13 protein-coding genes and 1 pseudogene are annotated in these 11,974 nt (G+C 41.4%); 13 read left to right on the top strand and 1 reads right to left on the bottom strand.

Translation table 11 applies throughout. The features are described 5' to 3' along the window. The first annotated feature begins 117 nt into the window (after positions 1–117). From Q366_RS14555 to Q366_RS14500, 13 genes are all read left to right on the top strand, one after another. The gene (locus Q366_RS14555; protein WP_211251903.1) at positions 118–1,671 is read left to right on the top strand and encodes an ATP-binding protein; all 1,554 of its coding nucleotides are present in this window, start codon (positions 118–120) and stop codon (positions 1,669–1,671) included. A gap of 130 nt (positions 1,672–1,801) precedes the next feature. After that, entirely contained in the window at positions 1,802–2,173 is a 372-nt protein-coding gene (locus Q366_RS14550) for a four helix bundle protein (RefSeq protein ID WP_035240300.1), read from the top strand. Between the two features lie 170 nt (positions 2,174–2,343). Next, positions 2,344–2,643, top strand: coding sequence for a nucleotidyltransferase family protein (locus Q366_RS14545; protein WP_035240297.1), 300 nt, complete (start codon positions 2,344–2,346; stop codon positions 2,641–2,643). After that, positions 2,624–2,785: a HepT-like ribonuclease domain-containing protein gene (locus Q366_RS22285; RefSeq protein WP_342668599.1), complete on the top strand. Its 162-nt coding sequence runs from the start codon at positions 2,624–2,626 to the stop codon at positions 2,783–2,785. Before Q366_RS14545 ends, Q366_RS22285 begins: the two co-directional genes overlap by 20 nt. 219 nt (positions 2,786–3,004) lie before the next feature. Continuing rightward, on the top strand, positions 3,005–3,424 hold the full coding sequence (locus Q366_RS14540; protein WP_035240294.1) for a nucleotidyltransferase substrate binding protein: 420 nt from the start codon (positions 3,005–3,007) through the stop codon (positions 3,422–3,424). Then, the gene (locus tag Q366_RS14535) at positions 3,421–3,732 is read left to right on the top strand and encodes a nucleotidyltransferase domain-containing protein (protein WP_035240292.1); all 312 of its coding nucleotides are present in this window, start codon (positions 3,421–3,423) and stop codon (positions 3,730–3,732) included. Before Q366_RS14540 ends, Q366_RS14535 begins: the two co-directional genes overlap by 4 nt. 213 nt (positions 3,733–3,945) lie before the next feature. Further along, a complete protein-coding gene (gene rfbA, locus Q366_RS14530) occupies positions 3,946–4,824 on the top strand; it encodes a glucose-1-phosphate thymidylyltransferase RfbA (protein WP_035240290.1) in 879 nt (292 codons plus the stop codon). Then, on the top strand, positions 4,821–5,363 hold the full coding sequence (gene rfbC, locus Q366_RS14525; RefSeq protein ID WP_035240288.1) for a dTDP-4-dehydrorhamnose 3,5-epimerase: 543 nt from the start codon (positions 4,821–4,823) through the stop codon (positions 5,361–5,363). The genes rfbA and rfbC overlap by 4 nt, the downstream gene beginning before the upstream one ends. Then, positions 5,360–6,220, top strand: coding sequence for a dTDP-4-dehydrorhamnose reductase (rfbD, locus tag Q366_RS14520; RefSeq protein ID WP_035240286.1), 861 nt, complete (start codon positions 5,360–5,362; stop codon positions 6,218–6,220). Before rfbC ends, rfbD begins: the two co-directional genes overlap by 4 nt. Then, a complete protein-coding gene (gene rfbB, locus Q366_RS14515) occupies positions 6,217–7,314 on the top strand; it encodes a dTDP-glucose 4,6-dehydratase (RefSeq protein WP_035240284.1) in 1,098 nt (365 codons plus the stop codon). The genes rfbD and rfbB overlap by 4 nt, the downstream gene beginning before the upstream one ends. A 39-nt stretch (positions 7,315–7,353) precedes the next feature. After that, positions 7,354–8,349 (top strand): Wzz/FepE/Etk N-terminal domain-containing protein, encoded by a 996-nt coding sequence (locus tag Q366_RS14510; protein WP_035240282.1) that lies wholly within the window; start codon positions 7,354–7,356, stop codon positions 8,347–8,349. A 541-nt stretch (positions 8,350–8,890) separates the two neighbouring features. Continuing rightward, complete coding sequence (locus Q366_RS14505) at positions 8,891–10,219, top strand: flippase (RefSeq protein ID WP_051958075.1); 1,329 nt, start codon at positions 8,891–8,893, stop codon at positions 10,217–10,219. Positions 10,220–10,430: 211 nt separating this feature from the next. Beyond that, positions 10,431–11,243 (top strand): sulfotransferase domain-containing protein, encoded by an 813-nt coding sequence (locus tag Q366_RS14500; RefSeq protein ID WP_035240280.1) that lies wholly within the window; start codon positions 10,431–10,433, stop codon positions 11,241–11,243. Positions 11,244–11,663: 420 nt separating this feature from the next. On the opposite strand, the pseudogene Q366_RS21600 reads toward Q366_RS14500, so the two are convergent. Further along, a pseudogene (locus Q366_RS21600) lies at positions 11,664–11,974 on the bottom strand (IS4 family transposase); the annotation flags it as partial.

The raw sequence follows: 11,974 nt of genomic DNA, 5'->3' as shown, positions 1-11,974 counted from the left end.
AAGCTTCCTGTATGAACAGATGTAATCCAAAGGGCGGAGCTGTATCTACACGCAACGATCATGGCGGATTCCGGCCACCTCCTCCATGGTGTACCGGGTAGTGGTAAATCGGACAATATGATGCTTAAAAAACTCCCCATCGGCATCCAGACTTTCAGCAAAATTCAGGAAGGCAACTACCTGTATGTCGACAAAACAGGCATGTCCGTTGATCTCATAGAAAACGGGGAGTACTATTTCCTGTCCCGCCCGCGCCGCTTTGGCAAAAGCCTGTTTATCTCCACCCTGCAGGCACTGTTTGAAGGACGACAGGAACTGTTCACGGGTCTGGCCGCTGAAACCCGCTGGGACTGGTTGGTGAAATACCCGGTCATCAAGATCAGCTTTGCCGGTGTTGCCCGTACGGTCGCAGACATGAAACAGGATGTCTCCAATATTCTGCAGGATAACCAGGAGCGTCTGGGCATCGACTGCCCGGATACGACTGATATGGGCGGCTGTCTCAGGCTTCTGATAAAAAACGCAGCAGAAAAATACAGGCAGAAAGTCGTTATCCTGGTGGATGAGTACGACAAGCTGATTCTGGACAACCTTGATCAGATTGAAATGGCCCGGGAGGCCCGGGAAATCCTCAAGGATCTCTACACCACCATCAAGGACAGTGACGAGTTCATCAAATTTGCCTTTCTCACCGGAGTGTCCCGTTTTGGCAAAGTGTCTGTCTTCAGCGGCCTGAACAACCTGAAGGATATTACCCTGGATAAAAGGTACGCAACCATCTGCGGTTACACCCAGGCCGACCTGAACACAACCCTCAAGGCCCACTTGCAACAAGCGGACAAGGATCGTGTTCGAGAGTGGTATAACGGCTACAATTTTAACGGTGAGCCAGTGTATAATCCTTTCGACATCCTGCTTTTTATCGACAATGATTTTATTTTTAATAATTACTGGTTTGCCACCGGCACCCCGACATTTCTCATCAAACTGATCCGGAAACATAATTATTACCTGCCCAAACTTGCTGATCTCTGGGTCAATAACAGCCTGATCGACAGTTTTCAACTTGAAGATATAAGGCTCGAACCGATCCTGTTCCAGGCCGGTTACCTGACCATCCGGCAGGTCCGGGAAAGGGAGCGTGGGGGGCTGGAGTATCTCCTCTGCATGCCCAATAAAGAAGTTCAGCTTGCCTTTAATGATATGGTCATTGATTATCTGACCGATCAGATCACAAGCAAGAACCGATACCAGGACCAGCTCTATGCCCAGTTGAAAAACGGAGATCTCAATGCCCTGGAAAAGACCCTCACCGCCCTGTTTGCTTCAATCCCTTACAACAACTACGTCAACAACACGATCTCAAGTTATGAAGGCTACTTTGCCAGTGTCATCTATGCCTACCTGGCAAGCCTGGGCCTCGACATCACAGCAGAAGACGTAACCAGCAAAGGAAGGATCGACCTGACCGTCAAGCTGAAAGACAAAACATACATCCTTGAATTCAAGGTGGACCAACCCGGATCAGCCATGAATCAGCTCATGGAAAAAAACTACCAGGAAAAATATCTGGCAGAAAATAACAGTATCTACCTCATCGGCATTGATTTCAGCTCGATAGAAAAAAACATCACAACATTTGCCTGGAAAAGAATGACAGTTAAGTTTTAAAGTTTTAGGTGTTAAAGTGTTAAGTGCTTTAGTTCCAGCCTGTTGCCATCAAAACAAAAACATGCTGAAAACACTTGGACCTAAAACTCTAAAACCTTAACCCCCTAACACTTTAAAACCCTTCTCCCCCATGCCCTACAAATCATTCGAAGATCTAAATGTATGGAAACAATCTTGCCGTTTGACGGTCAGGCTGTACCGGGAGTTGAAAGACTGCCGCGATTTCGGATTAAAGGACCAAATGACCCGAGCAGCAGTATCCATCGCTTCAAATATAGCGGAGGGCGCCGAAAGAGATAGTAAGGCCGAATTTACTCGATTTTTACATATTGCCAAGGGTTCTGCCGCCGAACTACGAACGCAAATCTATATTTCCATGAAAATCAACATGATACCAGAAGAAACAGCCCAAAAATTCGTAGCAGACCTTAAAAAAATATCAGCCATGCTACATAACCTGATAAAAACTTTAAAATCCAATGCAGCGAAGCCGCAGAATTAGCCGGAACTAACGTACTTAACACCTAATACTTTAACACCTAACACCGAAACGCTATCAAAGGAAACCCGACTGGTCCATGGGCAGATATCGCAGTGTTTTGGAGACGATTTCCATTTCACAACAAATGCTTAGCAGGGTCAGACTCTGAAGTTGAAGTTGAAGGAGACATCATGCCCCCAATTGATCGTAATCTAATCAAAACAATTGAAGCTCATAAAGATATTATAAAAGGAAAATTTTCAGTTGAGTCAATGTCAATTTTCGGTTCCATGTCAAAAGGCACAGCAAAATCTGATAGTGACATTGATATATTGATCAGATTTAAAACCACACCAGGCCTTTTCGGCTTCATTGATTTAAAACAATATCTGGAAGGCATTGTTGGACGCCCGGTCGATCTTGTAACGGAAAATGCTTTAAAAAAACAGCTCCGCGATGATATTTTGAGGGATGCAGTGCATGTCGCTTAGAAGTTGGAAATTTCGAATTGAAGACATCATTGAAGCATTGGATCGAATATTCCATTATGTGACGGATTTAAATTACGATGGCTGGATGAAGGATCAGAAGACAATTGATGCTGTTATTAGAAATCTTGAAATAATAGCATGAAAGAGAATAATCGTTAAGTTTTAGGTGTTAAAGTTTTAAGTGTTAGGTGCTTTAGTCTCGGCCTCTTGCCATGAAAACAAAAACATGCTGAAACCGGTTGAACCTAAAACTCTAAAACCTTAACACCTAACACCGAAACCCCATTCCTTTCCAGGAAAATATGGCAAAAAAAAGTTTAATTTTACCCTGCCCCCCCTTTTTTTTTATTCAGGAGTTGTAATGAACCTCGGAAAAGAAGAGGAAAATGATATCCGCTGGCGGCAAAGGTATGTTAATTTTTCTAAATCATACGCATTGTTGGCGGACACCATTCAAATCAAAGCGCCTTCTAACGCGGAAAGGGCGGGTCTCATCCAGTTTTTTGAGATGACTTTTGAGTTGTCGTGGAAGTTGATGAAAGACTATCTTGAGGCAGGCGGATTTAGGATTGGAAGCCCGCGAGAGGCAGTAAAACAGGCTTTTCAATCAGGTTTGCTTGACGATGGGCATCCTTGGCTTGATGCCCTACATAATAGAGATCTTACGACTCACACTTACGATGAAAACACAGCCATCCTGGTAGAGGATAAAATCCGCAAGAAATATTTTCCAATGTTGAATAAGCTACATTGTGATTTTGAAAAGCTGTTCAAAAAATGAAATATGGTCTTCGGCAATCCGACTTAAATTTAATTATGGAAGCGATTCGTTATTTTCCAGAAATCAAGGAGGTCATTTTATTCGGTTCACGCGCCAAGGGAAATTTTGCACCAGGATCTGATGTTGACTTGGCAGTGAAGGGAAAGAATGTAACGGATAAGACCGTTACCAGCCTCTCTATACACCTTAACGAAGAAATGCCGTTGCCCTATTTTTTCGACGTGATCCACTATGAAGGGATTCATGAACCGTTATTGACGGAACATATCAACCGAGTTGGATGCGTCTTGTTTATTTTGGAATCCTGAACCTTGAAGACTGCGTTTAATGGACTGTTTCTGGCTTATAAGTGCCTAACCCGCAAGGTTAGGTTTTAAGTATTAAAGTTTTAGGTTTTAGGTCAAACCGATCACATCACCTCCTTGTTTTCATGACAGAAGGCAGCAAATAGAACGCCTTAACACTTTAAAACTTAACACCTTAAAACCTAAAAAAAACAACCCATGAAAGAAATATCAAAAATGCGTAAAGGAATTATACTGGCAGGCGGTTCCGGCACGCGCCTTTATCCCCTGACCTATTCAGTCTCCAAACAACTCATGCCAGTGTATGACAAACCCATGATTTATTACCCCTTGTCAACACTCATGCTTGCCGGGATAAAAGACATTTTGATCATTACTACGCCAAATGACCAGGAAAACTTCAAACATCTGCTGGCCAATGGCTCACAATGGGGCCTTTCCATACAATATGAGGTTCAGCCCTCCCCTGACGGTCTGGCCCAGGCCTTTATTATTGGCGAGGATTTTATTGGCAATGACCCTGTTACATTAATATTGGGTGACAATATCTTTTACGGGGAAGGGCTTTCAACCCGGCTTCAGGTCATCTCAAAGCAGGAGCAGAGTACCACGATTTTCGGATACTATGTTAAAGACCCCAAACGTTACGGTGTAGTCGGGTTCGATGAAAACGGCAGGGTCACAAGCCTGGAAGAAAAACCTGAGACTCCTAAATCAAACTTTGCAGTCACCGGCTTGTATTTTTACGACACTAATGTGGTTCGAATTGCCAAACAGGTAAAACCCTCGGACCGGGGAGAACTCGAAATCACGGATGTCAACAAAACGTATCTTGAGCAAGGCAACCTGAATGTTGAACTGTTCAGCCGGGGCACTGCCTGGCTGGATACCGGCACCCATGAATCTCTCCTGGACGCCGCCACCTTTATAAAAGTGGTTGAAGACCGGCAGGGACTGAAAATCGCCTGTCTTGAGGAAATTGCCTTCCGGTTAGGGTTGATAGATAGCGGTCAGTTAGAGCAGCTTGCCCAACCAATGAAAAAAAACGGGTACGGCAAATACCTCCTCAGTCTCTTGAGCGGAATCAGAAAATGAAATACACATCCTTATCAATTCCGGATGTCGTACTGTTGGAACCCCGGGTTTTTGGAGACCACAGAGGATTTTTTCTTGAAACCTTCCGGCAGGATAATTTTGCAGAGCATATCGGCAATTATACCTTTGTCCAGGACAACCACAGCAAATCAACAAAAGGGATATTAAGGGGACTTCATTACCAGGTCAAACACCCCCAGGGCAAACTTGTCCGTGTTACCTCAGGGCAAGTTTTTGATGTGGCTGTGGATATCAGACAATCCTCCCCTTGGTTCGGCAAATGGGCCGGCCAGACACTCTCTGCCGAAAATAAAGCCATGCTCTGGGTTCCGCCGGGGTTTGCCCATGGATTCTATGTCCTGAGTGATGAAGCAGAATTTTCTTACAAATGCACAGACTACTATGCGCCGGAATATGAACGCAATATTCTGTGGAATGACCCGGACATTGGCATAAACTGGCCACTGGATATGGATCCTGTGCTGTCTTCCAAGGATGAACAGGGACTTAATCTCGTATCTGCCGAGGTGTTTAAATGAAAATTTTGTTATTTGGTGCTAACGGCCAGTTAGGATGGGAGCTGCAGCGGACATGTCCGTCAAACATCACATTAGTGGCATACGACTTTCCGGAAATTGATTTTTTCAATTCAGACAGTATTCTCACCTGCATTAAAGATACGCAACCGGATATTCTCATTAATGCAGCGGCGTATACAAATGTGGATAAAGCTGAACAGGAAAAAGACGCTGCAGACAGGCTCAATCATGGTGCTGTCCGGGAGATAGCAGAAATCTGCCGGCGCGAAAAAATCAGCCTGGTCCATATCTCCACAGATTTTGTGTTCAACGGAATGAACCACAAGCCATATCTGCCCCTGGACAAACCAGATCCCATTTCCATTTATGGAGATACTAAACTCAAAGGAGAACTGGCTGTCCGGGAACTTCTGGGCAAAGATGCCGCCATTATCAGGACAGCCTGGCTTTATTCCTCCCATGGCAGCAATTTCGTTAAAAGCATGCTGACATTGATGGATACAAAGCAAGAGCTGAACATTATTGACGAGCAGATCGGCACCCCGACATGGGCAAACAGTCTGGCCAACGCAGTCTGGGGCACGGTTGAAAAAAAAGTGACCGGGATTCACCATTTCACAGATGCCGGAGCAGGTTCCTGGTACGACTTTGCCATCGCCATCCAGGAAGAAGCCCTGAATTTACACCTTATTAATAGAGTGATCCCCATCAACCCGATTCCGGCCAGCCAATACCCCACCCCGGCCAGGCGTCCTTTATACAGCATTCTGGACAAAACCTCCCTGTGGCAGGCATTGGATATAAAGCCGGTACACTGGCGTAAAACCCTTCGATTGATGTTGCAGGAACTCCAATGAAACATCTTCTTGTAACAGGTGGTGCCGGTTTCATCGGCGCCAATTTCGTATATTACTGGCTCAACAAATACCCAGAAGATCACATTGTGGTTCTGGATGCATTGACCTACGCGGGCAACAGAACCAACCTGCTAGAGGCGGAAAAGAATCCCAAATTCGAATTTGTCCACGGTAATATTCTGGATCAGCCCCTGGTGGAAACCCTGCTGAAAAAGCACAACATTAACACAATTGTCCACTTTGCCGCCGAATCCCATGTGGACCGTTCCATTCACGGACCGGATGAATTTATTAATACAAACATCGTTGGCACCCATACCCTGCTTAAAGCCTCAAAAAAAATCTGGCTCGACCAAGGCAGGACAGACCACAGGTTTCATCATATTTCCACAGATGAGGTCTACGGCACCCTTGGCCCCAATGATCTGCCGTTCACGGAAAAAACAGCTTACGCCCCAAACTCCCCATACGCAGCCAGCAAGGCAGCTTCCGATCACTTGGTCCGGGCATACCACGAGACCTACGGCCTGAACACCACCATAAGCAACTGTTCAAACAACTACGGACCTTTTCAGTTCCCTGAAAAACTGATTCCTCTGGTCATCATCAATATTCTTTTTAACAAGCCTTTGCCGATCTACGGAGATGGAAAGCAAATCCGTGACTGGCTCTATGTGGATGATCATAACCGGGGGGTGGATTTGATAATAAAAAAAGGTACACCGGGCCAGACCTATAATATCGGAGGCTCCAACGAATGGGCCAACATTGATATTGTGAATTTGATCTGTGAACTTATTTTTGAAAAATTATCTGGTGATCCAGGGTTGGCTGAAAGATTTCCAGACTCTCCGGCCTCAAAAAATATTAATCCCAAAGTTCTGATTGAACATGTCAAGGACCGGGCAGGCCATGATCGCCGATACGCTATCGATGCAGGACAGCTGATTAAAAAATTGGACTACAGCCCTGCCGAATCTTTTGAAACCGGTATCAGAAAGACTCTAAACTGGTTTTTCGAAAATGAAATGTGGTGGAACAGGCTATTGGACGATTCCTACAAATGCTGGATTGAAAAAAATTATATAGGGTGAACGGATTAAAACAACATGAGGAGATATTAAAAAAAACTGATGAGCGATCAGATAAAACAGTCGGAAAAAGAATTCGTTTATATACCAGTGCCCCAGATGGACCAGGAGGATGAAATTGATCTTCTCGAACTCTGGAATGTAATCTGGAAAGGCAAATGGTTTATTTTTGGGTTTACTCTGCTGACAACCCTTATAGCTGTTTATGTCACCCTCTATGTCCTGCCGGTAACATATAAATCGGACATTGTTCTTCAGCCAACGGAAACAACGTCTAACTCAGGACTGTCGGCCCTTGCAACCAACCTGCCAATAAGCCTTCCAATTAGTGGAGGCGACAATAAAAATGAAAACATTGTTTCTTTTTTAAACAGCAGAACCATAAAACAGCGACTTATTGAAAAATATAATCTTCTTCCGAAAATTTACCCTGAAGTATGGGATACTGAAAATCAAAAATGGGAAATTGATGATCCTGAAGATCAGCCTACGATACTTAAGGCAATCCAAGAGAAATTTAAGGACATATACACAATTGAAAAGGACGAAAAAACAAGTTTAATAACTATCTCGTGGATTGACCAGTATCCTAAATTTACAAAAACCATGCTTCTGAGAACAGTTAAAGAACTTGAATATTACCTTGAAAATGAATATGAAAGCGATGCAAAAAGAGAACGTGAATTTGTTGACAACCAGCTTAAAAAGTCGGAAAAAGAGCTTGAATATTGGGAAAAACAGATTCCTTCCGATAAATTAACTTTGTCAAAAATCCAGAGGGAACGTTTAGCTTCCCTGACGGTTTATACAGAGTTGAGAAAACAGCTTGAGCTTGCAAAAATATCGGAAGTAAAAGAGATTATACGCTTTAAAGTTCTGGATCAACCCTTTGTGCCTGAAGAAAAGTTTAAACCAAAGCGATTGATGATTTGTGCCCTCACGATTGTGGTAGCTGGTTTTTTATCTATTTTTCTGCTTTTTTTAAAACAATTTTCAATTAATTTGCGGACCAAATCCAAGCTGGATTCCAAAATATAATTCAAGGCTACCTCTAATAATTTTCCTTCTCCTCTTTGGCAAAAAACTGACGGATATATTGTCATTAAGCTTTGTTCCTAAAAAATGGGGTTGTCCCACCTTTTACATGGCAACAATCGTTTAATGCAAATATTACTTGAAAAATTAAATTGTTACATAGTAACTGTGTTAACATAAGAATAATCCCAATGCATCATAATTCCTATGTAGAAGGTGGGACACACCCCAAAAAAACATGTCGCAAGCTTAATGTCTCGTTTTGGGATTATCTTGAAGATCAATTATCCGGCTTGAATGAAATTCTTTATCTTAGTGATCTCATCATCAACAAAGCTCTTGATTTGTCTGTTTAACTGCAATTGAATTTGCTATCCCTTTGTCTTTTTACCCGGACTAAGGGTCAAAAAATGAGCAATTTAAAACAGCGGATTTCGACATTTCATACCCGGATTTATTGAGAAGTTACTTTTAAACAAACCGTTAAACCGGGAATTATTTTTATCTTGATACTTATCAACTTGGAAGATATGCAATAAAATTTATGAAATTATCCTATATTGCCGTTTTGTTGGCACGTATCAATGCACACGCCGGATTCAAACGCTACTTTGCCAACACCTCCTGGATGATGGGCGAAAAGATCGTCCGAATGATTGTTGCTCTCGTTGTTGGCACTTATGTGGCAAGATATCTTGGCCCGGAGCGGTTTGGACTTTTAAACTACGCCACAAGCTTTGTGGGGCTTTTTTCCGCACTTGCAACACTGGGACTGGACGGGATAGTGGTCCGCAATCTGGTTCAGAGTATCGAATACAGAGATCGACTTCTCGGTACCGCTTTCACCTTAAAACTGGGGGGTGGGGTACTCCTTTTCGGGGTCGTTTTCTTTGCTGTACAGTTTACTTCCAGCGATGCATATGCAAAAATGCTGGTGCTTATTATTGCCGGTGGAATGATTTTACAGAGTTTTAAAGTTGTAGATTTTTATTTTCAATCCCAGATTTTGGGACGCTTAACCTCCATCGCTGGCCTTTGTTCCCTTTTTGCATCATCCATAGTAAAGCTCATACTTATTTTTTCCCACGCATCCTTGACTTGCTTTGCTCTTGAAATAGTTCTGGAAACAGGCATCCTTGGCTCCATGCTGTTTTTTTTATATGTGAAACAAAAGATTCGGATTTTAACATGGCGGTTTGAGTTGGATATGGCGAAAGAATTGCTGCGAGATTCCTGGCCTCTCATTTTGTCCGGCTTCGCTATTACGTTTTACATGAAGATTGATCAAGTTATGATCAAGGAGATGATGGGCAATACGGCTGTTGGGAGTTATGCCGCAGCAGTACGATTATCTGAAGTATGGTATTTCATTCCTGTAGCTATTAACAACTCTTTTTTCCCTGCCATAATTAATGCTAAAAAGAAAAATGAAAATCTATATTATCAACGGTTGCAATCGTTATATAATTTAATGGTATGGCTTTCGGTTGGCATAGCGATTCCAACAACATTTCTTTCACCATTGATAATTAATTTACTGTACGGGCAAGCTTATATATCTTCGGCAAATGTCTTAAGTATTCACATCTGGGCTGGTGTTTTTGTTTTTTTAAATAATGCGGCATGGAAATGGTATCTCATTGAAAATAAATTACTTTTTGCCAATTTACGATTATTTATAGGTTTAATAACGAATGTGTGTTTAAATTTTTGTCTTATACCAGCATATGGAATTGAAGGTGCTGCCATTGCTACCTTGATTTCAAGAGGGGTAGCATCGTATTTAGGGAATATTTTGTTTAAAGAATCATGGATACTATTTAGACAGCAAACGAAAGCATTATTTTTTTTTAATTTGCTTAATAAAAAATAACTTAGATTCTGTTGACATTTGTCGGTGCTCACCCGCTAATACTTTGATTATGATTTTGGCCATTCTAATACTCTGAATTTCCATGAAAAACAGAGGGTGAAAGCAACGGACTTATCTATTCCAACCATCTGAAATAATAAGTTAATTCTAAATCAAAGTATTAGCGGGTGAGCACCGTGATTTCTATTATAATAAAATTAGAGAGCTTAAAATGAACAAATTATTATTAGCGCATGCTTTATTAACCAGAAAAGAAAATCCTATAGAAAGTATCAAAAAATTCTTTCTAATACCCCAAAAAATACGTTATGATGACATATATCTTGTTTCGTTCCCAAAATCGGGGAACACATGGATTTCTTTCATCCTCTCCAATATCATAATAGAAAAATTAAAACTGTTTATTGATGTAAATTTTTTTAATATTCATGGCTTTATTCCAGATATTCACATGGGGCAGGACATCCCCGAAAGTTTAGAGTTCTTCCCTTTTAAAAGAATGATAAAAAGCCACTCGTCTTTTCATCCAGCCTATAAATATGTAATTTACTTAGTTAGAGACCCACGAAGTGTTATGGTTTCATATCATAAATTTTTAACGGGTATAGGAAGATATAGCGAAGATTTAAGTACAATGATTAAAGATAAAAGATTAGGAATTCATGCTTGGGTAAATCACTTACAAAGTTGGATTGATGGAACAATTCCATCTACCCGATTTAATATCTTCAAATTTGAAGATTTCAAACTACAACCAGATGAAAATACAAGAAAATTAGCAAGCCTAATAGGTGCGTCATTGACAGATGATGAAGTAAATAGAATTAGAGAAAAGACTAATCTTGAATATATGAAAGGATTAGAGAAAGTTACTGGCAGTCTCTCAACAAAAAAAAATGATCAAAATTTTAAATTCGTCAGGAAGGGCAGTGCAAATAGTTGGAAAAATGAGTTAAGTGAAGAGGACAATCTGTACATTATAAAAGCTGCTGAACGATTAATGTATCAATTCAACTATATTTAATGAGTTTTTTCGGGTGTGTCCCACCTGTTGCATCAGCAAAAATCAGACCAATCTTAAAATACCCATACATCCATTAAAAATGGATATATTTTTCTGAAAAATGGGGTTTGTTCCACCTGTTACATCAATGTCGTTAATTTAAGACACCTCAAAGTATCAAGCTGGTTGCCTGTATTCCAGATGGACTTTTTTATTCTTTTTATTGAAATTACGTTCATATGTTCTGCCAGGTCTTATGGATTCTATACATGTAATGTAAGCATAAGAGCTTGTAATTTTGTTACAGGCTCATGTTGCGTTTCAGGGTCGTATGATGGTAGAGAGTAAATTTTTTGCCTCAATTCACATAAGACCCTAACGGATGCAGGTAAACATAAAGACGCTGATTGATTATAGACCTCAACTTTCGGAGGAGTAAATTTACACCCCCAATAATTCCTCAGGACCACTTGAAAAGCCGAAATACTTGAGGGCTTGACCCATCACCTGATCAAGCATCTCTTGTACCATACGCTCGTTAAAATCAAATAGTCGCCGAATATTTACCAAAGCTAAACGCATGATCCGCTCCAAAGAAACCATAAAAGATAGATTGTTCATCTCATCATTACAAGCCCTGAAGAGTTCCCCGAATGACCGTTGATCCACACATTGCCGCTGATAAAGGCTGAGCATGTTATATCTGGCAATAACAAGAGATGTATGAGCGATCAGGCCATCGTAGTTCCTAA

Origin of the sequence: Desulfobacter vibrioformis DSM 8776 (assembly GCF_000745975.1) — a bacterium.
In the GTDB taxonomy this organism is placed as follows: Bacteria; Desulfobacterota; Desulfobacteria; order Desulfobacterales; family Desulfobacteraceae; genus Desulfobacter; species Desulfobacter vibrioformis.
Note: the sequence above shows the minus strand (reverse complement) of the source record. Positions and strands in the feature narration are given on the sequence as shown.